This is a genomic window from Nocardioides psychrotolerans (assembly GCF_943371775.1).
GTDB lineage: Bacteria > Actinomycetota > Actinomycetes > Propionibacteriales > Nocardioidaceae > Nocardioides > Nocardioides psychrotolerans_A.
Genome location: NZ_CALRWD010000033.1, coordinates 16501 through 43370 on the forward strand (window position 1 = coordinate 16501; position 26870 = coordinate 43370).

26 protein-coding genes and 2 pseudogenes are annotated in these 26870 nt (G+C 68.2%); 23 read left to right on the plus strand and 5 right to left on the minus strand.

The annotated features are described in order from the left end of the window. Positions 1 to 52: 52 nt before the first annotated feature. The gene (locus AAG827_RS11160) at positions 53 to 1654 is read right to left on the minus strand and encodes a ParB N-terminal domain-containing protein (RefSeq protein WP_341926045.1); all 1602 of its coding nucleotides are present in this window, start codon (positions 1652 to 1654) and stop codon (positions 53 to 55) included. 310 nt (positions 1655 to 1964) lie between these two features. On the opposite strand from AAG827_RS11160, the gene AAG827_RS11165 reads away from it, so the two are divergent. The 6 genes and pseudogenes from AAG827_RS11165 to AAG827_RS11190 form a co-directional block, all read left to right on the plus strand. Next, positions 1965 to 2423: a hypothetical protein gene (locus AAG827_RS11165; protein ID WP_341926047.1), complete on the plus strand. Its 459-nt coding sequence runs from the start codon at positions 1965 to 1967 to the stop codon at positions 2421 to 2423. A gap of 317 nt (positions 2424 to 2740) precedes the next feature. Next, entirely contained in the window at positions 2741 to 3133 is a 393-nt protein-coding gene (locus AAG827_RS11170; protein ID WP_341926048.1) for a single-stranded DNA-binding protein, read from the plus strand. 17 nt (positions 3134 to 3150) lie between these two features. Further along, a complete protein-coding gene (locus tag AAG827_RS11175; RefSeq protein ID WP_341926049.1) occupies positions 3151 to 4185 on the plus strand; it encodes a DUF4192 domain-containing protein in 1035 nt (344 codons plus the stop codon). Between the two features lie 10 nt (positions 4186 to 4195). Next, a complete protein-coding gene (locus AAG827_RS11180) occupies positions 4196 to 4351 on the plus strand; it encodes a hypothetical protein (protein ID WP_341926075.1) in 156 nt (51 codons plus the stop codon). Beyond that, positions 4348 to 4515: a hypothetical protein gene (locus AAG827_RS11185; protein ID WP_341926050.1), complete on the plus strand. Its 168-nt coding sequence runs from the start codon at positions 4348 to 4350 to the stop codon at positions 4513 to 4515. The genes AAG827_RS11180 and AAG827_RS11185 overlap by 4 nt, the downstream gene beginning before the upstream one ends. A gap of 45 nt (positions 4516 to 4560) precedes the next feature. Next, positions 4561 to 5118, plus strand: a pseudogene (locus AAG827_RS11190) (DNA-processing protein DprA); the annotation flags it as partial. Positions 5119 to 5179: 61 nt separating this feature from the next. Here the strand turns inward: AAG827_RS11190 and AAG827_RS11195 are convergent. The 3 genes and pseudogenes from AAG827_RS11195 to AAG827_RS11205 form a co-directional block, all read right to left on the minus strand. Continuing rightward, complete coding sequence (locus AAG827_RS11195; protein WP_341926052.1) at positions 5180 to 5392, minus strand: hypothetical protein; 213 nt, start codon at positions 5390 to 5392, stop codon at positions 5180 to 5182. Between the two features lie 5 nt (positions 5393 to 5397). Beyond that, positions 5398 to 5592: pseudogene (locus AAG827_RS11200) on the minus strand (transposase); the annotation flags it as partial. A gap of 136 nt (positions 5593 to 5728) precedes the next feature. Continuing rightward, the gene (locus AAG827_RS11205) at positions 5729 to 6748 is read right to left on the minus strand and encodes a helix-turn-helix domain-containing protein (RefSeq protein WP_341926053.1); all 1020 of its coding nucleotides are present in this window, start codon (positions 6746 to 6748) and stop codon (positions 5729 to 5731) included. A 104-nt stretch (positions 6749 to 6852) separates the two neighbouring features. On the opposite strand from AAG827_RS11205, the gene AAG827_RS11210 reads away from it, so the two are divergent. The 4 genes from AAG827_RS11210 to AAG827_RS11225 all read left to right on the plus strand — a co-directional run bounded on the left by AAG827_RS11210 (position 6853) and on the right by AAG827_RS11225 (position 11509). After that, on the plus strand, positions 6853 to 7173 hold the full coding sequence (locus AAG827_RS11210; protein ID WP_341926054.1) for a 2Fe-2S iron-sulfur cluster-binding protein: 321 nt from the start codon (positions 6853 to 6855) through the stop codon (positions 7171 to 7173). Between the two features lie 40 nt (positions 7174 to 7213). Further along, a complete protein-coding gene (locus tag AAG827_RS11215) occupies positions 7214 to 8596 on the plus strand; it encodes a cytochrome P450 (protein WP_341926056.1) in 1383 nt (460 codons plus the stop codon). Next, on the plus strand, positions 8593 to 9795 hold the full coding sequence (locus tag AAG827_RS11220; RefSeq protein ID WP_341926057.1) for an FAD-dependent oxidoreductase: 1203 nt from the start codon (positions 8593 to 8595) through the stop codon (positions 9793 to 9795). Before AAG827_RS11215 ends, AAG827_RS11220 begins: the two co-directional genes overlap by 4 nt. Positions 9796 to 9895: 100 nt before the next feature. Then, entirely contained in the window at positions 9896 to 11509 is a 1614-nt protein-coding gene (locus AAG827_RS11225; protein ID WP_341926074.1) for a long-chain fatty acid--CoA ligase, read from the plus strand. 518 nt (positions 11510 to 12027) lie between these two features. Here AAG827_RS11225 and AAG827_RS11230 read toward each other — a convergent pair. After that, on the minus strand, positions 12028 to 13260 hold the full coding sequence (locus tag AAG827_RS11230; protein WP_341926058.1) for a helix-turn-helix domain-containing protein: 1233 nt from the start codon (positions 13258 to 13260) through the stop codon (positions 12028 to 12030). Positions 13261 to 13625: 365 nt separating this feature from the next. On the opposite strand from AAG827_RS11230, the gene AAG827_RS11235 reads away from it, so the two are divergent. Genes AAG827_RS11235 through AAG827_RS11295 form a run of 13 tightly spaced genes read left to right on the plus strand, consistent with a single transcriptional unit; the run spans position 13626 to position 26811 of the window. Further along, a complete protein-coding gene (locus tag AAG827_RS11235) occupies positions 13626 to 14432 on the plus strand; it encodes an ABC transporter permease (RefSeq protein ID WP_341926059.1) in 807 nt (268 codons plus the stop codon). Between the two features lies 1 nt (position 14433). Then, the gene (locus AAG827_RS11240) at positions 14434 to 15294 is read left to right on the plus strand and encodes an ABC transporter permease (RefSeq protein ID WP_341926060.1); all 861 of its coding nucleotides are present in this window, start codon (positions 14434 to 14436) and stop codon (positions 15292 to 15294) included. 5 nt (positions 15295 to 15299) lie between these two features. Next, complete coding sequence (locus AAG827_RS11245; RefSeq protein WP_341926061.1) at positions 15300 to 16469, plus strand: MCE family protein; 1170 nt, start codon at positions 15300 to 15302, stop codon at positions 16467 to 16469. A gap of 1 nt (position 16470) precedes the next feature. Further along, positions 16471 to 17514 (plus strand): MCE family protein, encoded by a 1044-nt coding sequence (locus AAG827_RS11250; protein ID WP_341926062.1) that lies wholly within the window; start codon positions 16471 to 16473, stop codon positions 17512 to 17514. Continuing rightward, positions 17511 to 18497: an MCE family protein gene (locus AAG827_RS11255; RefSeq protein WP_341926063.1), complete on the plus strand. Its 987-nt coding sequence runs from the start codon at positions 17511 to 17513 to the stop codon at positions 18495 to 18497. The genes AAG827_RS11250 and AAG827_RS11255 overlap by 4 nt, the downstream gene beginning before the upstream one ends. Then, positions 18494 to 19699, plus strand: coding sequence for an MCE family protein (locus AAG827_RS11260; RefSeq protein ID WP_341926064.1), 1206 nt, complete (start codon positions 18494 to 18496; stop codon positions 19697 to 19699). The genes AAG827_RS11255 and AAG827_RS11260 overlap by 4 nt, the downstream gene beginning before the upstream one ends. After that, positions 19696 to 20943, plus strand: coding sequence for an MCE family protein (locus AAG827_RS11265; RefSeq protein WP_341926065.1), 1248 nt, complete (start codon positions 19696 to 19698; stop codon positions 20941 to 20943). Before AAG827_RS11260 ends, AAG827_RS11265 begins: the two co-directional genes overlap by 4 nt. Continuing rightward, positions 20943 to 22265 (plus strand): MlaD family protein, encoded by a 1323-nt coding sequence (locus tag AAG827_RS11270; protein ID WP_341926066.1) that lies wholly within the window; start codon positions 20943 to 20945, stop codon positions 22263 to 22265. The genes AAG827_RS11265 and AAG827_RS11270 overlap by 1 nt, the downstream gene beginning before the upstream one ends. After that, positions 22262 to 22795: a hypothetical protein gene (locus AAG827_RS11275; protein WP_341926067.1), complete on the plus strand. Its 534-nt coding sequence runs from the start codon at positions 22262 to 22264 to the stop codon at positions 22793 to 22795. Before AAG827_RS11270 ends, AAG827_RS11275 begins: the two co-directional genes overlap by 4 nt. Beyond that, entirely contained in the window at positions 22762 to 23349 is a 588-nt protein-coding gene (locus AAG827_RS11280) for a hypothetical protein (RefSeq protein ID WP_341926068.1), read from the plus strand. The genes AAG827_RS11275 and AAG827_RS11280 overlap by 34 nt, the downstream gene beginning before the upstream one ends. Positions 23350 to 23408: 59 nt before the next feature. Continuing rightward, positions 23409 to 24464, plus strand: coding sequence for an ABC transporter ATP-binding protein (locus AAG827_RS11285; RefSeq protein ID WP_341926069.1), 1056 nt, complete (start codon positions 23409 to 23411; stop codon positions 24462 to 24464). Further along, a complete protein-coding gene (locus AAG827_RS11290) occupies positions 24461 to 25969 on the plus strand; it encodes an aldehyde dehydrogenase family protein (protein ID WP_341926071.1) in 1509 nt (502 codons plus the stop codon). The genes AAG827_RS11285 and AAG827_RS11290 overlap by 4 nt, the downstream gene beginning before the upstream one ends. A gap of 14 nt (positions 25970 to 25983) precedes the next feature. Beyond that, positions 25984 to 26811, plus strand: coding sequence for an SDR family oxidoreductase (locus tag AAG827_RS11295; protein ID WP_341926073.1), 828 nt, complete (start codon positions 25984 to 25986; stop codon positions 26809 to 26811). The last annotated feature ends 59 nt before the right edge of the window (positions 26812 to 26870 follow it).

Consider the following 26870-nt stretch of genomic DNA (forward strand, 5'->3'; position numbering starts at 1 on the left):
TCCACTGAGGGCGGTTCTCCACAGGAAGAACCGGCCCCAAGGGGGAGGGTGGTCAGGCCGCGTCGGTGCTCGCGTCGTTCTCGACGGCCTCGGCCTCGTCGTCGGTGACGCTGTCGTCGCTCGGCTCCTCGCCGATCAGCACCCGCTCGACGTCGCTGGGCTTGTAGCCCCACTCCATGAGCGCAGCGAGCATGCGGGTGTCCCACTGGCTCGGGTTGCGCCACGTGTGTTTGCCGATGGAGTCCTCCCACGCCGCGACGACTGCGGCGAGTGTGGTCATGATCGCGCCCTTGGGGCTGGTGGCCCGGGTCGCGATCTTGTGGCACTCCTCGTAGCCCGCGCCGCAGTAGCCGCTGGGCACGTCGATACCGAGCAGGCCGAACAGCCTCGGGTGCCGGTGCTCCATGGCCTTGCTGAGCGTGTGGTGGCCGGTGACGACGGCCTCGCAGATCAGGGCCTCGGCACCCTTCGGCGCGGTCTTGCGGGCCACGAACGTACTCAGCCACTCCCGGCGCACGGTCTCGGCGCTGGCCCAGGCCTTGTTGTTCGCGATGACCCGGCGGCGCTCCTGGCGGCGGGCCTCGGCCTCGGCCTCGTCGGCGGCGTCGGTCCCCGGGTCGTGAGCCTCGGCGTCGTCGCCCTGGTCGTCGTCGGTGCGACCGACCCGGCTCCGGTGGACGAGTCCGCTGGCCTCGATGTCGGTGACCACCCACAACAGCCGGTAGACCTTCACCGGCTCGGCGTACTCGTAGGCGTCGGCGTCGTCGGCGTCGTCCTCGCCCTCGGTGGCCTCCGGCTCGGGGTACTCCCAGTCCTCGGTGACGATCAGCGCGACGCCAGACAGGTTCGGCCATTCCTCGACCGGCACCGGCTCGCCCTCAGGGGTGCGCATGTCCTCCAGCACCAGCGACCCGTCCGCCTCGTCGGCCTCCTGCGCGGACAGCACTGGCAGTCCCTCGGCCCGCAGCCGCTCGACCTCGGCGGCGTACGCCGCGCGCTCGGCGGCTTCGTCGCGCAGCTTCTGCGCGACATGCTCGACCGAGTCGCCCCAGCGCGTGGTCCGTGCACGCTCCAGGCGCTCGGCGGCGTCGGGGTCGTGCTCGAACTCGGCGAAGATCGCGGCCTCTTCGAGAGTCAGGTCGCCTGACTCCAGCCGGTTGCGGGTCTGGTCGGCCTTGGTGACCGCCAGGGCGGCGTTCACGGTCGGGCGGTCGATGGAGGTCCGCTTGGCGATCTGCGCGGCGCTCACACCGATCAGGGCCAACTGCTCGACGCCCGCAACGATCTCGGTCTCGCGCATCCCGGCACGGTGGATGTTCTCCACCATCTGGTCCCCGATCCGGTCGGCCTCGTCGGGCAAGGGGACGACGCGGGCCGGGATGAGCCCGGTCGGGGTGCCGACCTCGGCGGCGGTGACGGTGCGGCGCTGGCCGCGCAGCAGGACGTACTGCCCGTCCTCGTTGCGGTAGACAGTCACGGCCTCCAGCACGCCGCGCTCCTTGACCGACTTACGGAACTCCTTGTGGTCGGCGCGCAGGTCGGTGCGGACGTTGCTGCCGATGATGATGGCGGCGGGGTCCAGGTGCAGGAACTCCTCGGCCTCGGTGGCCTCGCCAGCGGGGGTGTCGATGGGGGTCTGGATGGTGTCGGTCATGCAGCTGTCCTCCGTGAGTAGAATAGAAAGAACTGACAGGGTTAAGCCTGCCAGTGGGAGCCGACGCCTACCCGCCCTCGGGCCGGACCTGTGGAGAGGTGGGCGCGTCTCCGATGGTGGGGATAACCCGCCCGCGTAGGCGCGGCCTCGGCTGCGGCATCGCGGCGCGGCTGCGCCCCTCGGAGCTTGAAAGCGGAAGGAAACGCGGGACGTTGAGAAGAGCTGCGCAGTGCCCCGGCCGGGAATGCAGCGGCGTTGGTGTTAGCCGCACCAGCCGGCCGCCGGCGGACGAGACCAGGGGAGTGACCAGGTGACGAGCCAGACCACGATCCCGGTCGGGATCTACTGGAAGCCCGGCGTGTGGGATCTCGCCCGATCGGCGTACATCGCGGACCTGGACACCGACTCGGACTCACCCGGTGCCTTCGTCGGCTGGCTCGCCCAGGCGCTCGAGCTGCATGCCCGCCGTGCGCCACAGCAGCGGGCCGACATTGCCGCGGCCGCCGAACGCCACCGCGCGCAGGTGAGCACCAGGAAGAGCTTCAGCAAGAAGCACGACCTGCCCGCCTCGACGATCGCGGCGGTCGAGGACGCGATCGTGACCGACCGCCAGGAGCTCGGGCGCGCCATCGGTCGCTCGGCGTTCGCCCTGGAGGCGGTGATCGCGGCGGCCGACGAAGCGCGCCGGCGCCTGGGCCGTGAGCTGCCACCGCCTCCGCAGAAGCTCAGCAACCGACCACCGCGGCGCCGGCCGGCGCGCCAGGGCTAGAGCCCGGCCGGCGCGGCTCGTCGAGCACCCCAGCGCCGCCAAGAGTCTGCCGAAAGGGGTCCTTTGTGTCGGAGTCCGCGGCTACGCTCGGGCTCGCGCCCCGATCCGGTACCCGAGAGCCGGATCGGGGCCTTCTGCTGCTCGGATCGACTAGGCCGCCGTATCACTGATCGCCCCAGGCCCGCCGGCGAACCTAGGTGACTGCGGTACGACGCGCGCCCCGATTTGCGGCGTGGTGATCGCTGCCGGGGGTCGATCCGACCTAGGTGACTGCGGGACCGGATTCGCGGCTTCCGCAGTCACCTAGGAGGAACCGCATGTCAACCACCGTCACCTTCGCGGGGAACCTCGCCGAGGATCCCGGACTGCTCTACACCCACGACCAGAAGCCGTTCGTCAGCTGCCGTGTCCTGGTCAACCGCCGCATCCAGAACGCCGCGGGGGAGTGGGTCAACGACGAGCCCACGCCGCACAACGCCAAGGTCTACGGATCCGCCGCCACGCACGTCCACGACAGCTGCGGCTCCGGGGACCCGATCTTCGTGCACGGCCTCGAGCGCACCGAGAGCTGGCCGGCCAAGGAGACCGGCGAGAAGCGCACCAAGAACGTCGCGGTCGTCGACAACCGCTTCGGCGAGGTCGGCATCTCGCTCAGGTACGTCTCCGCCCGGATCGAGCGTGCCGAGCGCGCCGCGTCGCAGGCCGACTGAGGGGCGGGACGAGCCCGATGGACCTCGTCGTACAGTCCCCAGACGAACTGCTCGCCGCAGTGCCCCACGTCCTCGGGTTCAAGCCCGAGGAGTCGATCATCCTGGTCCCCTTCGGGCCCGGTCTCCCGATCACCCGCGTCGACCTGCCCAAGACGGCGCGGGACCGGGACGAGGTCTGGGATGCGATCGGAGACGTCTACGGACGGCACGCCCAACCCGGCGCGCGGGTCGGCATCGTCTGCATCACCGAGGACCGCCGCAACGCCGAGCTCGCCAGCCAGCACCTGTCCACCCACCTGGACACCGTCGGCATCACCACCCACCTCAGGTTGTGGGCCGACGGCGAGCGCTGGCGCGAGTTCAACACCGGCGCCACAGGCCTGCAGACCCAGGCGACCGCCGAGCGGATCGCCACCAAGACCGTTCTGACCGGCGCTGTCCAGCCCGCCGCCAACCGGGCCTCCCTGGCAGCATCCCTGGTCGGAGACCGTGAGCCGCTCGCCCAGGTCCTCCCTGAGGCACGCGCCGCGGCAGTCACGCGCAGCCCCAGCGCCGAGCGCGACTGGGCCCTGGACCGACTCGAGCAGTTCCACGCAGACGGCAACCGCCTCACCGACGTCGACGGCGTCCGGCTGCTCGTCGCCCTGGAGACCATCAGCACCCGAGACGCGCTCTGGGAGGACATGAGCACCCAGAACACCCCCTCCCACATCGCACTCTGGACCGACCTCACCCGACGAGCACCCGACGAGGTCCGCGCCGCACCGGCCTCAATGCTGGGCTTCGCCAGCTGGCTGCGCGGCGACGGGGCACGTGCCTGGTGCGCACTCGACCAGGTGCCGCCTGACCGGCCCCACTCCATGGCCGCCATCGTCGCCTCCGCACTGCAGAACGGCCTCCATCCCCGGGAATGGGAGCGCCACCAGGCGCAAATGCGGGAGATCTCCAGCGAGTTCGACGAGTCGTTCGTTCCGAAGCCACCCGGCCACCACAACCAGCGGGATGCCCCACGGGCTCAACCCGCCACCGACCGACACGCCCCCGGCCGCTGAGGAGAGATCCGTGATGGACCCCGACGACACCACCCCGCAGCAGAGCGTCACCGAGCGCCAGCTGCGGCGCCTGGTCGTGCCGGCACCTGCCGCGTACGACCCGAGCAGGCGCATCGACGTCATCCACGAACCCGACCTCGACCTTCTGTGGGGATGCACCGAATGAGCGCCACAACCAGCGACGTCGACGAGGCCGACCGCCTCGCACGCGTCAAGCTCAGTTGCACCATCGAGCCTGGCGACCTCCGCGTGACCGGGCTGGTCAGCGAGCTCGGGGCAAGCAAGGTCCTCGGCCACCTCGAGGCCGCCGCCGAGGTTGAGCCTCACTGAGCCTTCTCGATCGGCCACGATCTCGCCCACGTCGACGCCAGCCGGGTGCTCGAGCAGGCAGAGAGCCGCGGCATCCGGTTTCTCACCCCGGCCGACGCCGAGTGGCCCAACCGACTCGGAGCGCCGCGCGACGCCGGCGCGCTGCACGACCGTGGCGGCGAACCTGTCGGCCTGTGGGTCAGAGGCGAAGGCGACCTCCGCCAGGTGGCGGCCAACGCTGTGGCGGTGGTCGGATCACGAGCTGCGACCAGCTACGGCATGGAGCAGGCGAGCGACCTGAGCCGAGAGCTGACCTCCATGGGTCAGACCATCGTCAGCGGCCTCGCGTTCGGCGTCGACCAGGCCGCCCATCGCGGAGTTTTGGCCGCCGGCGGCCCCACCATCGCCGTGATGCCCTGCGGAGTCGATCGCCCCTATCCGACCGCGCACGCGCAGCTGCTCGAGGCCATCGCGCAGCGCGGCGTGGTCGTCTCCGAGACCCCGCCCGGAACTGCGCCCACCCGGACTCGATTCCTGGCAAGAAGCAGGATCGTCGCGGGGCTCTCGGCGGGGACCGTGGTCGTGGAGGGCGCAGTCCGCAGCGGCGCGCTCAACACCGCCCACTGGACCACCAACCTCCATCGGCCCCTCATGGGCATGCCCGGCCGTGCTACTGCCCGACGCGTCAGGCGACTCGTTCGAAGATGGCTGCCAGGCCTTGGCCTCCGCCGATGCACATTGTTTCGAGGCCGTAGCGGGCCTCGCGGCGGTGCAGTTCTCGGGCGAGGGTGGCGAGGATGCGGACACCGGTGGCGCCGACGGGGTGGCCCAGGGAGATGCCGGAGCCGTGCACGTTGGTGCGCTGGTGGTCCTCGTCGGTGATCTTCCACTCGCGCATCACGGGTGCCGGTAGCCGTTGCGGGAGGTAACCCGCTCCGGCGAGTTGGTGCCGTACTCGGCGCCGCAGACCGCGTCGGCCTCGGCTGACATCAACGCGTTGATCACCGTGGTGAGCAGGTCCCACATCAGATCCGGCGACGCGGCCGACGGACCGTTGTCGAGCAGCTGGGCAGGGTTGAGAATTTGCGGAGCGGTCATCGTGATGGTCCTCTCCAGAGTGCTGTAGACGGCTCACTCGAAGAATCACGCGGTGGCCGCGTCTACGTCCCGGCGACATGCGGGGCAACGATCACGTCGACCGCGATACACCACTATTGAGGACTCAACTGCAACCTCACCCCGGTCCGCGTCGACCCACTTTGCGGAACTCGCTTGGCGACTGCCCGGTCCAGCGCCTGAAGGCGTGAGAGAAGTTCGCCAGGTCGCTGTAGCCGAGATCGACGGCGATCTGACTGATCGTCAGGGAGTGGTCGAGCAGGCGGACGATGGCCCTCTCGCGTAGCAGGGATTGTCGAACCTCCCGGAAGGTCGTCCCCTCGTCGTCAAGTCGTCTCTTCATGGTGCTGGTAGAGACGCCGAGGAGTGCTGCGACCTCCTGGCTGCTGCTACGCCCGGGATCCTCCTCGAGCAGTCGCCTCACGCTCTCCGTAACGCTGGTGGCACTGGTGTTCCGCTCAAGCGTGCGGCTCAGCTCGGCGATGGCCAGGCGGTAAGCAAGCGGGTCTGGGAATCGGCAGCGGGCCTGAAGCGTCTCGGCGGGCACGTCGATGAAGGATGCGTGCGCGTCGAAAGCCAGACGTCCGGTCAGGAGATCTGTGTAGCCCTCCGGAAACTGGGGGGCCTTCCAGGCCAGGTGCAGCGTGACGCCTGGCAGCGTGCCGGCCAGCATGTCGAGCAGTCGAAGCAAAGCCGCGCCACCGTAGGTGATGACCAGGCAGTCGAGATCGGGGTCGCCGGTGTGGCCGCTGAGGCCTACCGTCAGGCTGCGCTGGCCCTGGTGAAAGTGGGGGCGAAGGGCCCCGGAGATGACGGGCAGGTACCCGAGCAGCTCGAAGACCTCGGTGACGGATCCAGCGCTGACCAGGGGAAGGCTCAAGGGGCCAAACGAGGTCAGCTGGGCCCTCTCGGCGAATGCGAGCCCAAGGTGGGTGGCGCCTTCGGGGTCGAGGTCGGGGTAGACCTCGCGGAACCAGCGGATCGGCACCTGTCGGTCGTGCCGGACCAGATCCAGCTCGGAAGTCCCCTGGTGGTCGATGATCCGACGAAAGTGGGCCACGGCGTCGGGCTCGAGGGCGTCGCTGTTCAAGAGCTGGACGAACGCCAGCGGAGGAACCCCGGGCTCGTGAGCCTTCACTCTGCCTCCTGAGCCCAAATCACAACATATTGACGCGGGTGACCATAGCCACAGCATCACCAGAGCGCAAACACTTGACTCACGTTCGAGCAAGGAGCTGTTTCATGTCAGTTGTCACCTTCATCTCCCACGACGGAGAGAAGCACGAGGCACCCCTCGAGGAGGGTGCGTCCCTCATGCAGATCGCGGTCGACAACATGGTGCCCGGGGTCGACGGCGACTGCGGCGGGGAGGCCGCGTGTGGCACGTGCCACGTGATTGTCGATGACCAATGGGTCGCCGAGGTCGGCCATTCGGGTCCGGTCGAGGAGGAGATGCTCGCCATGAACCCCGAGCGCGAGCCGGCGTCTCGTCTGGCGTGCCAGATGCGGCTGAGCGAGAACTTGGACGGCCTCGTCGTCCGACTCCCCGAGTTCCAGATGTGACTGTCGAGAGGAAGACCGCACCATGACGACCCTGACTACCGTGACCGACGCCGTGACTGAGCGAGCTCAGTCCATTGTCCCGATGCAGATGCAGATCCGTGGGGCGCACCTGTACGACAAGGCCCGTCGTTTCGTGACACGGACCAATGGACAGAAGATCTTCGTCGAGGAGCCCATCCCCCCCGTGGAGGAGGTCGCCCTCGCCGATATCGACCTGAGCAACCCGTTCCTGTACCGGCAGGGCAGGTGGCAGGAGTACTTCGAGCGGGTGCGCAACGAGGCCCCCGTGCACTTTCAGGCCAAGAGCCCCTTCGGTCCCTTCTGGTCGGTCACCCGGCACGCCGACATCATCGCGGTCGACAAGGACCATGAGACCTTCTCGGCGGAGCCCTTCATCATCATCGGCGAGCCCCCGCGATTCATGGATGTCGCCATGTTCATCGCGATGGACCCGCCCAAGCACGACCGGCAGCGGGCTGCCGTTCAGGGCGTCGTAGCTCCCAAGAATCTGCGGGAGATGGAGGGGCTGATCCGCTCGCGGGTCCGGGAGGTGCTGGACGATCTCCCGATCGGTGAGCCCTTCAACTGGGTCGACCGCGTCTCGATCGAGCTCACTGCGCGGATGTTGGCAACGTTGCTGGACTTCCCCTACGAGCAGCGTCGCAAGCTCGTCGAGTGGTCAGACTTGGCCAGCTCTATGGAGCAGGCCAACGGCGGTCCTTCGGACAACGATGAGGTGTTCCGCGGGTTTGTCGACGCAGCGCGAGGGCTGAGTGCCCTGTGGCGCGACAAGGAGGCGCGCCTCGCGGCTGGTGAGGAGCCTGGCTTCGACCTGATCACGATGCTGCAGAGCAACGAGGACACCAAGGACCTGATCGATCGTCCGATGGAGTTCCTGGGCAACCTCGTCCTGCTCATCGTCGGCGGCAACGACACCACGCGGAACTCCATGAGCGGCGGTGTCCTCGCCCTGAACCGGTTCCCCGACCAGTTCGAGAAGCTCAAGGCCAACCCGGACCTCATCCCGAACATGGTCTCGGAGATCATCCGCTGGCAGACACCCTTGGCCTACATGCGCCGCGTGGCCAAGAAGGACACGATGCTCAACGGACAGTTCATCCGCAAGGGCGACAAGCTCGTGATGTGGTATGCCTCGGGCAACCGTGACGAGCGTGTGTTCGACCGGCCGGACGACCTGATCATCGACCGCAGCAACGCTCGCAACCACATCTCCTTCGGTTTCGGTGTCCACCGGTGCATGGGCAACCGACTGGCGGAGATGCAGCTGCGAATCCTGTGGGAGGAGCTGCTGCCGCGCTTCGAGAAGATCGAGGTCGTCGACGAGCCGGAGTACGTCCAGTCCAACTTCGTGCGCGGCATCAGCAGGCTGATGGTCCAGCTGACGCCGAAGACCGACGCGTGACCGAGGGGAGGGCGCTGGTCGTCGGTGCCAGCCATGCCGGTGTCCAGGTGGCGGCCGGACTTCGGCAGGAGGGTTGGGCAGGAGAGATCGTCGTGGTCGGTGACGAGCCGGCGCTTCCCTATCAACGTCCTCCTCTCTCCAAGGCCTACCTCGCTGGCAAGAGCAGCCTGGAAGAGCTCGCCATCCGCAAGGCGGAGTTCTACGACAAGCACGACATCCGCCTCGTGCAGGGGACGGTCACGCAGATCGATCGTGCGGCGCAACAGGTGGTGCTGAGCGACGGCACGACGATGGCGTACGCCGGTCTCGCCCTGTGCACGGGGGGCCGGGCGCGCAGCCTGTCCGTGTCCGGCATCGATCTGCCGGGGATCTTCTACCTCCGGACCTTCGCGGACGTCGCGTCGATCCGGGCTTGGGCGGCCCCGGGTCGCCACGCCGTGATCGTCGGCGGTGGATACATCGGCTTGGAGACAGCCGCGTCCCTGCGGGCACTCGGTCTGGAGGTGACGGTCCTGGAGGCCGCCGAGCGCGTGCTCGAGCGGGTCACGGCACCCGAGGTTTCGTCGTTCTACGAGCGCGTCCACCGCGACGCCGGTGTTGTTATCCGGACGGCCGCCCTCGTCAAGGCCATGGCCGGCGACGACCGCGTCCGTGAGGTGGTCCTGGATGGCGGTGAGCGGATCCCAGCCGACCTCGTCATCGTGGGTGTGGGCCTGGTTCCCAACACCGAGTTGGCCGCCGAGGCGGGCCTGCTGGTCGAGGACGGGATCGTGATCGACGACCTGGCTCGCACCAGCGACCCCCGAATCGTCGCCGCCGGTGACTGCGCCAGCCACCGGATGGCTCGCTACGACCGACTCGTGAGGCTGGAGTCCGTGCCCAGTGCCGGGGCGCAGGCCAAGACGGCAGCCGCGACGCTGTGCGGTAAGGAGCGCCCTATCGCAGCGCTGCCCTGGTTCTGGTCCGACCAGTACGACCTCAAGCTGCAGATAGCGGGGTTGAACACCGGTTACGACGAGCTCGTTCTGAGTGGCGACCCCACCCGCGATCGCGACTTCACCTGCTACTACCTCCAGCAGGGCCGGCTGCTGGCCGCGGACTGCGTGAACCGACCGCGGGACTTCATGGAGGCCAGGCAGGTGATCAGTCAGGGGCTCGACGTCGACCGGGCCCAGCTCAAGGCCCCCCTCGCATCCTGAGGTCCCGTCTGTTGGCCCACCCGACGCGCGGGCCCGCCGTCGCGTCCCAGGCTCCGAATCGCGCCACTACCCCGAAGGAACCTCGATGCAGAGCACCATGATGAACATCCCCCTCACGACCGCCGCAATCCTGCGGCACGGTTCGCGCGTGCACGCTACCGCTCGCGTCCGTACGCTCCAGCCGGACGGCTCGGTCAAGGTCGGCACGTTCGCGGACGTGGGTCGCCGGTCGGCGCAGCTGGCTCACGCCCTGCGCGCCTGTGGTGTCACGGGCGACGAGCGGGTCGCGACCCTCATGTGGAATAACCAGGAGCATGTCGAGGCCTACTGTGCGGTGCCCTCGATGGGCGCGGTCCTGCACACTCTCAATCCTCGCCTGGCCCCGGAGCAGTTGGTCTACATCGCCAACCATGCCGACGACTGGGTGGTGCTCGTAGACGGCACCCTGGCCCCCCTCCTGGCGGCGGTCCTGCCCCAGCTCGCCCAAGTGCGCACGGTGGTGGTGGCGGGCGGCGTCGACCTCGCGCCGCTGCAGCGTGACGGCCTCACCGTGGTGGCCTACGAGGACTTCATCGCCGGCCAGCCGGAGACATTCGACTGGCCGGAGGTCGACGAGTTCTCGGCCGCGGCGATGTGCTACACCTCGGGCACGACGGGCAACCCGAAGGGCGTTGCCTACAGCCACCGGTCGACGTACCTCCACTCGATGGCGGCGTGCGCCGCCGACGGGCTGAGCGTCGGCGGTGACGATGCGATCTTGGCCATCGTCCCGATGTTCCACGCCAACGCCTGGGGGCTGGTCTACGCGGCTCTGATGGCTGGAGCCGACCTGGTCATGCCCGACCGGTTCCTCCAGGCAGAGCCGTTGGTCCGCCTTATCTCCAGTGAGTGCCCCACGGTCGCCGGTGCCGTGCCGACGATCTGGAGCGACGTGCTCAACTACCTCGAGGCCAACCCCGGGCACGATATCTCCTCGTTGGGGCTGGTGGCATGCGGAGGGTCGGCTGTGCCGCTGCACCTGATGCAGGTCTTCCAGGCGAAGTACGGCGTGCAGATCGTGCAGGCTTGGGGGATGACGGAAACCTCGCCGCTGGCTGCCATCGCACGGCCCCCGGCGTCGGTGAGCGGTGAGGAGCACTGGGCGCTGCGGGCCTCGCAGGGCCGGCCGGTCGCCGGGGTCGAGCTGCGGCTGGTGGACGACGAGGGCAACGAGGTGCCGCACGACGGTGAGTCGGTCGGGGAGATCCAGGTGCGTGGCCCGTGGATCACCGGGGCGTACGTCGGCGATGAGGACACGGAGAAGTTCGACGACGGGTGGTTGCGGACGGGAGACGTCGGTCGCATTGACGATCGCAGCTTCGTCACCCTGACCGACCGCGCGAAGGACGTCATCAAGTCGGGCGGCGAGTGGATCTCCTCGGTGGAGCTCGAGTTGCTGCTCGCCGGTCACCCCGACGTGCTGGAGGCGACGGTCATCGGCGTGCCGGACGAGAAGTGGCAGGAGCGCCCTCTCGCCGTGATCGTGGTGCGGGAGGGCACCAAGATGGCCCCTTCGCAGCTGAGGGACTTCCTGGAGGGCAAGGTTGCCAAGTGGTGGCTGCCCGAGCGTTGGTGCTTCGTGTCCGAGGTGCCCAAGACGTCGGTTGGCAAGTTCGACAAGAAGGTGCTCCGTGCCCAGCACGCCGCCGGCGTCCTTACGGTCGTTGAGGTCTGAGCTCATTGATGGACGTGAGGCGCAGACGGGAGCAGGTCGCTTGTCTGCGCTCCGGGGCCCATCGGGTCACTGGCGTGACGAGACGATCACGCTGCGGGTGCTGGTCCGTGCCCTTCGCGACCTGATTGGCTAGCGGATTGCGGTGCACAACCGGCTGCTTGCCGTGCTACAGCACAACTTCGCCGTTGCGACCAGGCTGTTCGGTCAGTTCGACACCGGTGGCAGGGCCCCGCGCCCTCCTCGGCTGGCCACAAGACGCACCACGCGTGAACACCTGGGCAAGGCGACACCTACGACCGGGCCCGAGCCCGCGGCTGCCGTCACCCCCACGCAGCAAGGATCCTGGCCCAAGGCTGGACCAGTACCCTCTGGCTCTGCTGGCACGACCAAGTGCCCGGCAACCTCGACCTACGCGGCCGACTCAACGCCCTCCTCCCAGAGGCCGCTTGACGTTGGGCTATGAGCGACTGCTGCCCCCGCCCGCCCTGACACTGCGGGCCTCGTGATGTTGCCCCAGGTCAATGTGCCAACTGCCCGTCGTGACTCAGCTCCAGGTGACGCAGGGCGAGCGCCACCTCGCTGCTCGTCGGCGCGAGATCCCGGCCCAGGAGGCTCGTCGCCTTCTGGAGACGGTAGCGGATGGTGTTGCGGTGCACTGACAGGTCTGTTGCCGTCCGATCGACGCTGCCGCCCAGGGCCAGATACGTCGCAACGGTCTCCCGGAGGCTGGCCTCGTGCTCCGAGGGGCCGCCCAGGCCGCCCAGTGTGCGCCGCACGAAGTCGTCCACCTCCTGGTTGCACCCGAGGAGCACGAGTGCCTCGTGATCGGCGTAGAGGAAGACGCCCCGCTTGTCGGGGTGCACGATGTCCAGGGTGCGCCGTGCCTGGTGGTGCGAGGATGCGAAACCAGCCAGTCCAGGTCTGCTCGGCCCGACAATGACGCGCAGGTCTCCGGCGGGACTGTTGGAAAGCGCGAGTTCCGCGTCGGGGGGTAGCTGCCGACTTGTGGAAGCCCACATCCACGCCTGACGTCCGCCCGGACGCACCACGAGCGGCGGCCGCAGCCCGGCGTCTGCCGCCAGGTGTCGGCACGATTCCTCGAGCGACTCCACAGCGTCCTGCTCCTCGCCCGCAGCCAGGACGAACGCGGTGTGGTAGCCGCTCACGGGGTATCCGCCTAGCTCCGACGAGAGCCACCGGCTGTCCAGGACCTCACCGTCCAGCACCCGGGAGACCGTTTCCATCCAGCGAGCGTTCCGCCCGATCTCAATGCGACGGCGTGCCTCGTGGTAGACCCGGCTGGTTTCGTTGATGGAACGATCGATCCAGTCGGACGCCCGCTCCCACAGGAAGATGAGCAGATCCGTGCGCTCGGATCGTGCATCGTCGATCTCGGCGATCAGCTCTGTGGTGTAGCTCCACGTGCTCTGCTGTGCGATGCGGTACATCCGGTTGAGGGTGTCGAGCGGGAGCGACGTCTGGGCAGATCCGCGAGCGATGTGCACGGCGGCGGGGACGAGGGTGAAGGCCATCCGCGGCTGGGTCAGTTGACCGAGGAAGCAGATCCAGTGCTCGCGGATCGCCTCTTCGATCTCGTCGGGGAGGCCGGGGCGGGACGCCAGCTCTGGGATCTCCTCGAGGATCTTCTGGGCGGTGCGCTCCACCCAGGCGTCGACCTGGCTGGCGTTCGACTCGTCGAGGACGAACCGGGTCACCCATTCCTCGACCCACGGCAGCGGATGTGTCGGCATCGGGCTCCTCGACTCGAATGGACGGTCCACCGACCGCCATGATTGTGCAAATCTACAAGAACGAGTCGCGTTTTCGGCGCCTTTGACGAGACGAGCGCCGCGCCAAGCCTATGTAATCGCAGTCACATCTCGACGAGCCGAAAGGGTGAGCGCATGGACACGCGGGTCGACACTGCCGCGACAAGAGCGTTGCCCAGGGCTGTTCGAGTGATGCAGGTCGAGATGGCGCGTCATCCAGGGGGTCCGCCTCAGCGGTGCTACGGCAGGGCCACCCCTTGGTCGGCCAAGGTCACCATGGGCCGCGTCGCCCAGTGGTGACGACGACTCCCTCCCCGGACGCTGTCCAGCGGCAGGTACCATCCGGCTTGACGCCGAGCTCGCGGAAGATCGCCAAGGAGGCCATGGGGTCGAGCATCTTCGTTCGAACCCTAAGTACGTTCGGGGACTTCTACACGTTCTCGGGCAACGTCTTCAAGCAGATGTTCACCCGCCGGTTCCAGTTCCGCGAGTTCGTGTCGCAGGCTTGGTTCATCACGACCGTGTCCTTTGCGCCGGCTCTCCTTGTCGCGATTCCCTTCTGCGTTGTCATCATCTTCCAGGTCAACCAGCTCCTCATCCAGATCGGGGCCGTCGACCTCGCGGGAGCGGGCGCGGCCGTGGCGGTGGTCCGCGAGATCGGACCCATCGTGAGCGTCCTGGTGGTGGCCGGCGCCGGTGCCACCGCGATCTGCGCCGACCTCGGCTCGCGCAAGATCCGAGACGAGATCGATGCCATGGTCACCCTCGGCATCGATCCCATCCAGCGGCTGGTCGTGCCGCGCGTCCTCGCCTCCATGCTAGTCGGCGTCGCGCTGAACGGCATGGTGACCGTCGTGGGCCTCGTGGGCGGCTACATCTTCTCGGTCATCCTCCAGGGAGCCACGCCCGGCCTCTACATCTCCGACCTCACCCTGCTCGTGGGTCTCGCGGACTTCATCACCTCCGAGATCAAGGCTGCGGTCTTCGGCATGTTGGCCGGTCTGACCGCGTGCTACCTCGGTCTGAACGCGAAGGGCGGCCCCAAGGGCGTGGGGGATGCGGTCAACCAGACCGTCGTCTTCGCGTTCATGCTGCTGTTCGCTGCCAACAGCGTGATCAGCGCCCTCTTCCTACAGATCAAGTTGGGAGCCTGACATGGCGGTCCACGCCCCGACCTCGCGCGCGCGGCTAAACCTGAACGGGCGCGCGCTCGTGCGCCGGCCCGCCCAGGGTCTGCGCGACCTCGGCGACCAGCTCGGCTTCCACGCAGCGGCCTATCGAGCAGTGCCTCGCACGATCCGCAGCTACCCGAAGGAGATCATCCGGCTTCTCGCCGAGGTGTCCCTGGGCTCGGGCGCCCTGGCCCTCATCGGAGGCACCGTCCTGGTCATCGGCTTCCTGACGGCCGCGTCCGGCATCGAGGTGGGCCTGCAGGCCTATACCTCCTTCGACAACATCGGCGTCTCTGCGCTGTCGGGCTTCTTCTCGGCGTACTTCAACACCCGGGAGGTGGCCCCGATCATCTCCGGCATCGCGCTCACCGCCACGGTCGGCGCCGGCTTCACCGCCCAGATCGGGGCCATGCGGGTCAGTGAGGAGATCGACGCGATCGAGGTGATGGCCGTGCCGCCGATCCCCTACCTCGTCACCACACGGATCATCGCCGGCCTGATCGCCGTCGTGCCGCTGTTCACGATCGCCCTGATGTCTTGCTGGCTCGCCACGCGGCTGGTGGTCACGGTCGGCTACGGACAAGCAGCCGGCACGTACCAGCACTACTTCGACACGTTCCTGGTGCCCACCGACCTGTTCCTGGCTGGTATCAAGGTCCTGCTCATGGCCCTGGTGATCGTCTCGGTCTGCTGCTTCCACGGCTTCAGGGCCAGTGGCGGGCCGGCGGGCGTGGGTCAGGCCGTGGGTCGGGCCGTGCGGTCGGCGCTGATCGCCACCATGTTCGTCGACCTGATCTTCGCGCTCGCCGTCTGGGGCGGACCGTCGGTCCGCATCGCGGGGTGAAGTACATGCCTACCGTTCGAGGCATCGACAAGAAGCTCCTGGCCGGTCTGGCCATGGTACTGCTGGTGGCCGCGGTCCTGGTGGGGACCGTCATGCAGTACAACGGCGTCTTCCGCCCCTCCGTGGACGTCCTGGTGACGGCCGATCGCGCCGGCATCACCATGGCCCCCGGTGCTCCGGTGAAGCTCCACGGCGTCGTGGTGGGAGCCGTCAGTGATGTCTCCGTCGACGGCGATCGTGCGCAGATCAGCCTCGAGCTAGACCCGAGCGAGGTGGACTCCATCCCTCGTGACGTCACCGCGCGACTGGTCCCGCCGACGGCGTTCGGAGCCAAGTACGTCCAGCTGAGCGCGCCCAAGGAGGGGGACGCCGAACCGATCCGCGCCGGTGACGTCATCGCCGCGACCGCCACCACCGTGGAGGTAGACGAGGCATTCACAAACCTCACCGGGGTGCTCGAGGCTGCCCGGCCCGCCCAGCTCAGCGAGGCCCTGAACGCCGTCGCGGGGGCGCTGGACCAGCGTGGTGAGGTCCTCGGCGAGCTCATCACCCTGACCGACACCTACCTCACCTCCTTCAACCCCTCCCTGCCTGCCCTGAGCGAGGACCTCCGCCGAATCGACGACGTCGCAGCGGTCTACGACCTGGCCCGCGAGGACCTCATCACCACATTCGACGGTGCCGCCACGACCCTGCAGACCGTCGTCCAGCAGCAGGCCTCCCTCCGCGCGCTGGAGCTCAGCCTCACCTCTTTCAGCAGCGAGGGTGACTCGCTTCTGCGCGAGAGCGGCCCGGGTCTCAGCACGTCGTTGCGGCTGCTCGACCCCGTAACCGGGACGCTGGCCCGCTACTCCCCGGAGCTGCCGTGCCTCATCGAGGGTCTGGCGAAGGGTAACGAGCTGGCCGAGCTCGCGGTGGGTGGCACCAACCCGGGCATCACCACCTTCACGCACGTGGTGCGCGGCAGGGAGCCCTACGCCTTCCCCGGCGATGTCAAGGTCCTGGGCGAGGACCGCGGGCCCAACTGCTTCGGGTTGCCCTACGTGACCCCGGGAGAAGCCTCCCTGACATATCAGCCGACCTTTGACACGGGGGTCAATCCCTTCAAGGAGACGGACTCCGGGGCGCGCAGCTCCACCGACATCCTCGACATCCTGGGAATAGGAGGTCGCTGACGTGGCGACGAGTCCAGTGCGTCTCAAGGAACGGGCCGACCTCGTTCGGCTGGTCATCTTCCTCGTCGTCGCGGCCCTCGTCACCTTCTGGGTGGCAGCCGTGACGAGCGAGTACCGCTCCGGTGGTGCGACCACCTACCAGGCTGCCTTCGACGACGTCTCAGGCCTGCAGGAGGGCGACCAGGTCCGCGCCGCCGGGGTGAGGGTCGGTCAGGTCACCGACATCGACGTCCGGCCCGACAGCACCGTTGTCATCAGCTTCGAGGTCGACGACTCCCTGGTCCTCGACGACGGCACGACCGCCACGATCGAGTACCGCAACCTCATCGGCGACCGGATCGTCCAGATGGCGAGCGAGGGTGAGGGCACCGGCACAAAGCTGGCTGCGGGCGGGATGATTCCGATCGCCAATACCGCCTCGGCGCTGGATCTCGACACGCTGCTCAACGGGTTCAAGCCGCTCTTCGCCGGCCTTAACCCCACCCAGGTCAACGAGCTGTCCCAGCAACTCGTCCAGGTCCTCCAGGGTCAGGAGTCGGCCGTCGAGACGCTGACGACCCGAGTCGGCTCCTTCACCTCTGCGATCGCCCAGCGTGAGCAGCTGATCACCCAGGTGATCGGCAACCTCAACGAGGTCCTGGAGACCGTCGACGGCCGTCGCGACGAGGTGGGCCAGCTGATCGATGCACTCGACGTCGTCCTGACCCGTTTCGACGAGCAGGACACCGAGATCCTCATCGCCGCCGAGAAGATCGACCAGTTCGCTCGCGAGGCGTCCGCACTGGTCGGTCGGGCGCGCGGTGACCTCACGCCCGACCTCCGCGCATTGACCGAAGCGGCGCGGGGTCTGAACCTGGAGAAGGAGGAGCTGGTTGCCGTGCTCCGCCAGCTGCCACGCCACTACCGCAAGCTGCAGAACGCCGGCTCGTACGGCAACTTCTTCAACTTCTTCCTCTGCGGCGTTCGGCTTCAGACCGACGCGGCAGCCGGCGTCCCGGTGTTGACCCCGTGGATCAACTCCGACGCAGAGAGGTGTCAGCGATGAGCGGCTTGCTGCACGAACGTGCTCGCCGCGGGCTGATGGGCACCATGCTCATCGTGCTCGTGGTCCTCGCCAGCCTCAACCTCAACCGCCTGCCCCTGGTGGGCAACAGCGAGGTCATCCACGCACGGTTCGCTGAGGCCGGGGGACTTCGTGGTGGGGACTCGGTGGTGGTGTCGGGCGCCGAGATCGGCAAGGTGCGCGAAGTGACGCTGGAGGACGGCGTGGTGGAGGCCGACCTGGCGCTCACCGACCCGGACGTCGAGCTGGGTGACCAGACCGAGGCCCGGATCATCACCACAACGCTGCTGGGCCGTGCCGCCGTGGAGCTCGTGCCTGCCGGTGGTGGCGACCTCGAGGCCGGGGAGACGATCCCAGTCGAGCGCACCGACTCGCCGTACAGCATCACCAGCGCCCTGAACCAGCTCACGACTGAGAGCGGGCAGATCGACAAGGAAGCGCTCCAGCGAGCCATCGACCAGGCCTCGAGCGTGCTCGAGGGTTCGCAGGGATCCGTGGGCCCTGCCCTACGCGGCATCACCGACATCTCCAGGGCGATCGCCGCCAACGATGACCAGCTCGCCACGCTCCTCGACCGAGCCACCCGGGTCACCGGCGTATTGGCCGACCGCGACCAACAGGTGGCCTCGTTGCTGACCGCAGGCGAATCGCTGTTCGCGGAGCTGGATGCGCGGCAGCGAGTCGTCGACGACCTCCTGAGCAGCGCCCAGGCGCTGGCGGCGCAGCTCCGTGCCGTGCTCGAGGAGAACGCCCAGGTCATCGGGCCTGCCCTGCGTCAGCTCAACGACATCGTCGCCGTCCTCAACCGCAACAAGAAGGCGATCCAGGACACGCTCGTTGGTCTGCGGGGCTATGCCACCGCGTTCGGCGACGCCGCGTCCACCGGACCGTGGTTCGACGCCTACATCCAGAACCTCACCGACCCCGCCACCCTCGCGCCGATCTTGTCTGGAATCCTCCCATGACCGCTGTGTTGAATGCCGGCCTGGTGCGCCGCCTCGCTGTTCCCCTCGTCCTTGGCCTGCTGGTAGCGGCCGGTATCTCCCTGGTTCGCGGTGGTGACACGACGATCGACGTCACCTTCAGCAGCGCCGAGGGACTGTACGTCGGTGACGACGTGCGAGTGCTGGGCGTGCCCGTAGGCACGATCAGCGAGATCACGCCCTTCGAGACCGGGGTCGAGGTCGAGCTGACCATCCAGGACGACCAACCCATTCCCGCCGACGCGCGAGCGGCCATCGTCTCGCCCAGCCTGGTCAGCGGTCGGTTCGTCCAGCTCGAGCCCGTCTACACCGGCGGACCCCAGATGAAAGATGGTGCCACGATCGGTGTCGACCGCACCGCCGTGCCGGTCACCTTCGACGACGTCAAGCAACAGCTGACGGACCTCACAGGAGCTCTGGGGCCCACCCAGGCCTCCGGGCGGGGGGCGCTGTCCCGTGCGGTGGTGGCCCTGGACGAGAGTCTGAAGGCCGGCAACGGCACCGAGGTCCGACGCGCCATCGCCGGACTGCGCACTGCTGCCGCAACCCTGTCCGACCCCAGGTCGGACCTGTTCACCACGATCGAGAACCTCGACACCTTCACCCGGGCGCTGGCCCTGAACGACCAAGCCGTACGAGGATTCGCCGAGGAGATCGACGCCGTCGGCGAGGTGCTCGAGCGCAACAGGTTCGCCCTCACCAGGGTCCTGCGTGACCTGGCCGGGACGCTCCGAGCAACGGGGGAATTCATCGACATCAATGGCGAGGGGATCTCGACCGCAGTCCGGCAGGTCAACCTGCTCTCAGCCGCGCTTGCCGATCGCTCCGACGAGCTGGCGGGATCGTTGCACATCGGCACCAACGCGCTCATCAACCTGGCGAACATCGTCGAGGGTTCGGCGCTCAAGGGACGTGCCACGCTCAGCGCCTTGGACAGCCTCCCGCAGCTGCTTTGTGGCGCCATCCTCGGCGCCGGGGGTACCGCGGCCCAGTGCCAGGCGGTCCTCGAGCCGATCCTCGCGACGTTGGGATTGGACAGCCTGGACCAGGAGGTGGTCCCGGGCGTCAACGCCGGCGAGCCGGGCGACGACGACCTGCCGGTTCCCGGTCTCGCCGGCATCGAGATCGACCTCCTGCAGACCCTCGGTGGCCTGCTGACCGGCGCCAACGGAGGCACACCATGACGACATCCACCGGCATGCCCCGACGGGCCCGGACGCTGCGGAGGGTCGCCGTGGGCGCCCTGCTGGTGCCGTTGACGGCAGGATGCGCCCTCCAGCCGAACGAGAACACCCTTCCCGGTCAGGTCGCCACGGGGTCGGACGGCTACGGGGTCACCGTGCACTTCGAGGCCGTGGAGAACCTCGTCCCGAACTCCCAGGTGCTCCTCGACGACGTGGTCGTCGGGACCGTGACGGCCATCAGGGTCGAGGACTGGCACGCAGTCGCCGACATCCGACTGCTCGACTCGGTGCCGATCAGCGATGATGCCCGCTTCACCATCGGGCAGAAGACCCTGCTCGGCGCGCAGTACGTCGATGTGGACTCCCCGACCTCGGACGGCCAAGCGTCACCCTCGACCCAGCTCGCCGAGGGGGACGAGGTGCCACTGGCGCGCACCGGTCAGGCGCCAGGAACCGAGCAGGTGCTGGCGGGTGTGGCTTTGCTGCTCAACAACGGCGGCCTCTCGCAGATCAGCACGATCACCGGCGAGCTCACAACTGCCCTGGATGAGCGGCAACTGGACGCCCGCGACCTCGTCGACCGTTCCAACGAGCTGCTGGGTGTCCTCGACAACACTAAGAGTGAGATCATCCGCGCCCTGGAATCCCTGGAGCGTCTCAGCAGGGGTCTGGCAGACGACCGCGACGTCATCGCCCGGGCCATCGACCAGGTGGGTCCCGGGCTGGAGGCGCTGGAGGAGGAGAGAGCACGGCTCGTCGACGCCGTGACGACCTCGGGACGCGCCAGCACGCGGGCCGTCGGGGTCATCAAGGCCAGTCAGGAGGCGATCCTGGCCAACCTGGCCTCACTGGGACCCATCCTGAGCAACCTCGGGAAGGCGGCCACCCGGCTTCCCGAGGCTCTGAAGATCGCCATCACGATCCCCTTCCCCGCGATGACCACGGAGAAGACGCTGCGCGGCGACTACTCCAACCTCTTCGCCACCATCGACGTCAGTACCCGGAGCCTGGCCGACCTGCTGCTCGGCAGCGGCCAGCTGCCCTCGCTGCAGTCCGGGAACCCCCTGCTGGATCCCCTCCAGGAGCCTGGCGCCGGCGACGGGTCAGGCAACGGCGGCAACGGCGGCAACGGCGGCCAGAGCGGCGTTGGAGCACCCGAGGACGACGACGCCGAAGGTGTCAACGACGACGAAGACGCCGACGACGGCGGAAGCTGCTTGCTCGGATTCCTAGGAGACTGCTGATGGTCCTCACGTCCCTGATCAAGCGTCAGCTCCGCGTCTTCGCTCTCCTTACCGTCGTCACGCTATTCTTCGCCGTGGTCGTGTACGCCCGCGTGCCGGCCATGATGGGCGTGGGCGTGTACGAGGTTCGTGCCGAGTACCCCGACGCCAGCGGTCTCTACCCCAAGGCGATGGTGACCTACCAAGGCGTCACGGTCGGCGAGGTGACTGACCTCGAGATCGAGGACGGTGGCGCCGTCGCGGTCCTACGGATTGATGACGAGCACGACATCCCGGCCAATGCGGTCGCGGAGCTGCACAGCACCTCGGCGATCGGTGAGCAGTACGTCGATCTCGTCCCCGCATCACAAGGCGCGGCCGACCCGGAAGAGTCGACCAGCTTGGGCGACGGCGACGTCATCCCCGCGGACCGCACCGTAGAGATGCCACAGATCACTCCCCTGCTGGAGTCGCTGAACGACCTCCTGAAGTCCGTCCCGCGTGAGCGGACCCGTCGTGTCCTCAACCAGGTCGACCAGGGGCTCGCAGGAAGCGGTCCTGACCTGGCGAGCACGATCGACGACGCCGACGAACTCCTCCGCACAGCCCAGGAGCGTTTGGCCGTCACGAGGTCACTGATCAGGTCCGCTCAGCCGGTCCTGGGCACCCAGCAGGACCTTCGGTCCACCACCCTGAGCTACGCCCAGTCCCTTGCGTCCTTCAGCGGCGAGTTCGCGGGACGGGACCGGGACCTGCGCGCCCTGCTGTCCCAGGGCCCGGAGGGGCTGAGGGCTGCCAGCGAGCTGGTGACGGACCTCCAGCCGACGCTACCCTTGCTGGTCACCAACCTCACGACCAATGCGGAGGTGCTTAACACCTACCTGCCGCAGATCCAAGAAGGTCTGGTCTACTACCCGGTGACCGTCGCACGGTTGCAGAGTGCCATTAACCCGCGCGCCGAGTTCGGTGACGTGAACCTCGACCTACGTGCCAACGTGAACAACCCGCCGGCCTGCTCGCAGGGCTACCTGCCGGCTGCCGAGCGTCGTGATCCGTCGGTGAGCCAGTTCCGCGACGTCGACCGCCTGGCCCACTGCGCGGTGCCCGACGAGGACCCCAAGTCCGTGCGAGGTGCCCGGCTGCTGCCCTGCCCCCAGGGGGGTGGACGCGGCCCCCTGCCCTCCTCGTGCGGGCTGAAGTTCGGGAACGGCGTCTGGCCGCAGGGGGCCGGTGTATCACGCGGCTCGGACCTGCGCCGAGGCCTGGCAGGTGACACGTCGCAGGAGCCGTCGGCCGGACAGGGATGGCAGGAGCTCGTGCTAGGACCGGTGAGTGTGCGATGACCGATGAGGTGTCCGACTCGGACGTCCCCTCGGACGTCACCCCCCGTGCGGGGCGTGCTGTCCTGGTGTGGGCCCTGCTGGGCGTCCTCCTGGTAGCTGCACTCGGCGCCGCCGTGGATCGGGGCCTGGCCTGGCGCGAGGCGGAGGGACGCGAGCAGGCTCGCGCCGACGTGGTCGAGGCGGCGGAGAACGAGGTGGTGGGCCTGATCACCATCAGTGCGCGGACGACGGGCGAGGACCTCGAGGAATTGATCGAGGGGGCCACCGCGACCTTCCGGGACGACCTGCGCGACCAAGCCGACCGGCTGAGCCAGGAGGTCGTGGAGAACGAGGTCGAGGCCACCGGCGAGGTCGTCTCCACGGGCGTGGTGAGCCTGGCAGACGAGACCGCCACGGTGATTGTGGCGGCTCGTGGCACGGTGGACAACCGCAGCGCCCGGCAGCCGGAGCCGCGCAGCTACCGCCTCGAGGTGGAGCTGCAAAAGGTCGAGGGCTCGTGGTTGGTCTCGGCGTTGAGGTTCGTCGCATGATCAGGCAGGCGACGGAGAAGGATGCCGGGTCGCTCTCCGGTTCGCTTTCTGTCCCCACGGTCGCCGGGCGCCCGCGGCGTCGTCGACTGGTGACGCTGCTGGCGGTGCTCACTGTGGTGCTTGCCGGCGCGGCCGGGGCCGCGGCCTGGCGGGTCGATCAGCTCGACGACCGGAACTCCGTCGGCGCTGACGCCGTGGCGGCGGTCCGCGAGCGCGTCCCGCTCCTGTTGAGTTACCGCTACGCCACGCTCGAGGAGGACCTCGACACCGCATTGGACCAGACGGCCGGCGACTTCACCGACGAGTACGGCGACCTGATCGACGACGTCGTGCGCACCGCGGCGACGGAGCGTCGGATCATCACCGAGGCGAACGTCAATGCCGCCGGAGTCGTCTCGGTCGAGAGCGACGACGAGGTAGTGGTGCTCGTCTTCCTGACCCAGTCCACCACCAGCCGGAGCTCGCCCGATCCCGTCGTCAGCGGCAGCAGGGTCGAGGTCACCATGCAGCGCATGGACTCGGACTGGTTGATCGCAGGGCTCGAGACCCGATGACGCGTCCCGGCGCCACACGTGATCACCCCACCACCAGCCATCGAGCGGAGAGCGTTGACATGGGCGTCGAGATCAAGGTCGAGCACCTGAGCAAGTCCTTCGGCAAGCAGCTCATCTGGGGCGACGTCACGCTGACGATCCCGGCCGGTGAGATCTGCGTGATGCTCGGCCCCTCGGGCACCGGGAAGTCGGTCTTCCTCAAGACGCTGATCGGGCTGCTCAAGCCGGACAAGGGCTCGATCCTCATCGAGGGCACCGACATCGCGAGCTGCTCCGAGAAGGAGCTCTACGAGATCCGCAAGCTCTTCGGCGTGCTGTTCCAGGACGGCGCGATGTTCGGCTCGATGAACCTCTACGACAACGTCGCCTTCCCCCTGCGCGAGCACACCAAGAAGTCCGAGTCCCAGATCCGCGACATCGTCATGGAGAAGATGGACCTCGTCGGCCTGATCGGCGCCGAGGACAAGCTGCCCGGTGAGATCTCAGGAGGCATGCGCAAGCGCGCCGGCCTGGCCCGCGCCCTGGTGCTGGACCCCGAGATCGTGCTCTTCGACGAGCCCGACTCCGGCCTCGACCCCGTGCGTACGTCGTTCCTCAACCAGCTGATCATCGACCTCAACGCGCAGATCGACGCGACGTTCCTGATCGTGACCCACGACGTCAACACCGCGCGCACGGTCCCCGACAACATCGGGTTGCTCTACCACCGGCACCTGGCGATGTTCGGCCCGCGCGAGATGCTGCTGTCATCGGAGGAGCCGGTGGTCCGGCAGTTCCTCAACGCCCAGCGGGTCGGCCCGATCGGCATGTCCGAGGAGAAGGACGCCGACGAGCTCGAGGCGGAGAAGGGCCAGGAGCTGCCCCCGCTGCCCCCGATCCCGCTTCAGCAGGAGCCGTCCAACGGCATCCCTCGGCGCAGCCAGCGCGAGCCCGGTGCCTGGTGTCGCGAGCACGGGATCACCCCGCCTCCGTACTCCTTCGCTAGCGACATCGCGACCGCTCCTGTCCCGCGCACTCCGCCGAAGGCCGACCGCTTCCCACGGCGGCCGTCGTCTGACGGCGCAGCAAACCAGGCCCTGCCGGGCACCGTCACCGACCTCGAGGAAGTCTCATGAACGCCCCGTCCGCACCCACCCTGGAGATCCGTCGTCCCGCCGACGGCGAAGCACTCCGATCGATCCCGATCGTCGACCGCGACCGCGTGCGCGCCGCCGCCGAGGAGCTGCGCGAGGCACAGGTCGCGTGGCGCGACATGGGTCCCGCTGCGCGAGCCACTTGGCTGCGCAAGTGGCGGGGCTGGATCCTCGACCACACCGATGAGCTCACTGACCTGCTCGTCGCAGAGACCGGCAAGGTCCGCCCGGACGCGCTGGTGGAGACAACCGGCTCGTGCGAGTTCATCTCCTTCTACGCCGACCATGCGAAGGAGTTCCTCGCCCCCGAACGAGTGGGGGCAGGAGGACTACTCAGCCTCCCGAAGCGGCTGACCCGCAGCTATCGGCCGTACCCCTTGGTCGGACTGATCATCCCGTGGAACTTCCCGATCACCCTCTTCCTGATGGACGCAGCGCCCGCGCTCGCAGCGGGGTGTGCGGTGCTGACGAAGTCGTCGGAGATGACCCCGCTGACCTGCGCGCGCGTCATCGAGGGGTGGCACGAGATCGGCGCCCCGCCGGTCCTGCGGCACGTTGCCGGGGCGGGGGAGACCGGAGAAGCGGTGGTCGAGGCTGTCGACTTCGTCCAGTTCACGGGCTCGACGGCGACGGGTCGTCGGGTGGCCACTCGCTGTGCTCAGCTGCTCAAGCCGGTCAGCCTGGAGTTGGGAGGCAAGGACGCTGCCATCGTGCTTGAGGACGCCGACCTGGATCGGGCGGCGCACGGGATCGTCTGGGGCGGCATCTTCAACTCCGGTCAGGTCTGCATTTCGGTCGAGCGGGTCTACGTGGTGGACGCGGTCTACGACCGGTTCGTGGAGAAGGTGGAAGCGGCCCTCGGAGCGCTGAAGCAGGGCTCTCGAGCCCGCGACGACGTCGGCGCCATGGTGACCCGGACGCAGGTGGACACGGTCGAGCGGCATGTGCGGGAGGCCCAGGAGTCCGGTGCGCGCGTGCTGGTCGGCGGGGCGCGGGGCGACGAGGGCAACTTCTTCGCTCCCACGCTGCTCGTCGACGTCGACCACAGCATGGTCTGTATGACCGAGGAGACGTTCGGGCCAACGCTGCCGGTCATGCGGGTGGCCGACGAGGCCGAGGCGGTGGCCCTGGCCAACGATTCCGAGTACGGGCTCTCGGCCACCGTGTGGACACGAGACGTTTCCCGCGGCCGGCGCATCGCCGACCAGCTCGAGGTAGGTGCGGTCAACGTCAACGACGTCTTCAGCAACCTGTTCGCCGTGGGGCTACCCCACAGCGGCTGGAAGTCCTCAGGCCTGGGTGCACGCCTGGGTGGCGCGCAGGGTCTGCGGAAGTACTGCCGCGTCCAAGCGATCACTGAGCCGCGGATTCCGCTGGCCACCAAAGAGCTCACCTGGTACCCGTATTCCGCCCGGCGTACGGCGATCGCCGGCCGAGTGCTGCGCCTGGCGGCCGGTCGTGGCTTGCGGCAGCGACTCGGCCTCTGAAAGGAAGAGGAACCATGACGACAACGAACAAGCGACGAGTGGTCGCCATCACCGGGGGCGCCCGGGGGATCGGCTATCACACCGCGGAGGAACTCATCAGGCGCGGTCATCGGGTCGCCATCGGGGACATTGACGAGCTCCAGCTCAAGGTGGCCGCCGAGGAGCTCGACCTCGACGTCGCGGTGCGCCTGGACGTCACCGACCCTGCCTCCATCGCGTCCTTTCTCGACGTGACCGAGGAGGCACTGGGGCCGATCGACGTCTTCATCAACAACGCGGGCGTCATGCCGACGGGGCACGTGCACGAGGAGACAGACGAGGTCACCCGCCGGCAGGTGGAGATCAACGTTCTGGGCGTCATCTTCGGCACCAAGATCGCCCTGCAGCGGATGCTGCCCCGGCGACAGGGACACATCATCAACACGGCTTCACTGGCCGGGGAGCTCCCGGTCCCGGGGCTGGCGACGTACTGCGGGACCAAGTTCGCGGTCATCGGGTTCACCGAGGCCGCCAGGCAGGAGTACCGCAGGTCGGGTGTCGCCCTGTCCACGGTGCGTCCGACCTTCACCAACACCGAGCTGGTCTCGGGGACGAGCGGAGCCAAGGGCATGCGCAACGCGGAGCCGCAGGAGATCGCGCGCGCCACGGCGGATCTCATCGAGCGCCCGCGGCCTTTCGTGCGAGTCACGCGTATCGCCGGGACGATGGTGGCGGCGATGAAGTTCGTTCCCGAGCGGATCGCGACCCAGCTCGGGGCGATGCTCGGGACCGACACGGTCTTCCTCGACCGCGTGGACACCGCGGCGCGTCAGGCCTACGTGGAGCGGGTCGGTCGCAGCTGATGCCACCGGCGTAATCTCGCGCCACGGAGCCATCCGAGACGACCGCGAGCGCCACGCCG

What these genes read in the sequence shown, in the direction of transcription:
- AAG827_RS11195 (WP_341926052.1), bottom strand. Translation starts at nt 5,392, where the DNA reads ATGCGCGAGTGGAAGATCACCGACGAGGACCACCAGCGCACCAACGTG.
- AAG827_RS11265 (WP_341926065.1), top strand. Translation starts at nt 19,696, where the DNA reads ATGACGACATCCACCGGCATGCCCCGACGGGCCCGGACGCTGCGGAGG.
- AAG827_RS11160 (WP_341926045.1), bottom strand. Translation starts at nt 1,654, where the DNA reads ATGACCGACACCATCCAGACCCCCATCGACACCCCCGCTGGCGAGGCC.
- AAG827_RS11270 (WP_341926066.1), top strand. Translation starts at nt 20,943, where the DNA reads ATGGTCCTCACGTCCCTGATCAAGCGTCAGCTCCGCGTCTTCGCTCTC.
- AAG827_RS11185 (WP_341926050.1), top strand. Translation starts at nt 4,348, where the DNA reads ATGAGCGCCACAACCAGCGACGTCGACGAGGCCGACCGCCTCGCACGC.
- AAG827_RS11230 (WP_341926058.1), bottom strand. Translation starts at nt 13,260, where the DNA reads ATGCCGACACATCCGCTGCCGTGGGTCGAGGAATGGGTGACCCGGTTC.
- AAG827_RS11275 (WP_341926067.1), top strand. Translation starts at nt 22,262, where the DNA reads ATGACCGATGAGGTGTCCGACTCGGACGTCCCCTCGGACGTCACCCCC.
- AAG827_RS11295 (WP_341926073.1), top strand. Translation starts at nt 25,984, where the DNA reads ATGACGACAACGAACAAGCGACGAGTGGTCGCCATCACCGGGGGCGCC.
- AAG827_RS11240 (WP_341926060.1), top strand. Translation starts at nt 14,434, where the DNA reads ATGGCGGTCCACGCCCCGACCTCGCGCGCGCGGCTAAACCTGAACGGG.
- AAG827_RS11175 (WP_341926049.1), top strand. Translation starts at nt 3,151, where the DNA reads ATGGACCTCGTCGTACAGTCCCCAGACGAACTGCTCGCCGCAGTGCCC.
- AAG827_RS11260 (WP_341926064.1), top strand. Translation starts at nt 18,494, where the DNA reads ATGACCGCTGTGTTGAATGCCGGCCTGGTGCGCCGCCTCGCTGTTCCC.
- AAG827_RS11245 (WP_341926061.1), top strand. Translation starts at nt 15,300, where the DNA reads ATGCCTACCGTTCGAGGCATCGACAAGAAGCTCCTGGCCGGTCTGGCC.
- AAG827_RS11290 (WP_341926071.1), top strand. Translation starts at nt 24,461, where the DNA reads ATGAACGCCCCGTCCGCACCCACCCTGGAGATCCGTCGTCCCGCCGAC.
- AAG827_RS11255 (WP_341926063.1), top strand. Translation starts at nt 17,511, where the DNA reads ATGAGCGGCTTGCTGCACGAACGTGCTCGCCGCGGGCTGATGGGCACC.
- AAG827_RS11210 (WP_341926054.1), top strand. Translation starts at nt 6,853, where the DNA reads ATGTCAGTTGTCACCTTCATCTCCCACGACGGAGAGAAGCACGAGGCA.
- AAG827_RS11285 (WP_341926069.1), top strand. Translation starts at nt 23,409, where the DNA reads ATGGGCGTCGAGATCAAGGTCGAGCACCTGAGCAAGTCCTTCGGCAAG.
- AAG827_RS11225 (WP_341926074.1), top strand. Translation starts at nt 9,896, where the DNA reads ATGAACATCCCCCTCACGACCGCCGCAATCCTGCGGCACGGTTCGCGC.
- AAG827_RS11170 (WP_341926048.1), top strand. Translation starts at nt 2,741, where the DNA reads ATGTCAACCACCGTCACCTTCGCGGGGAACCTCGCCGAGGATCCCGGA.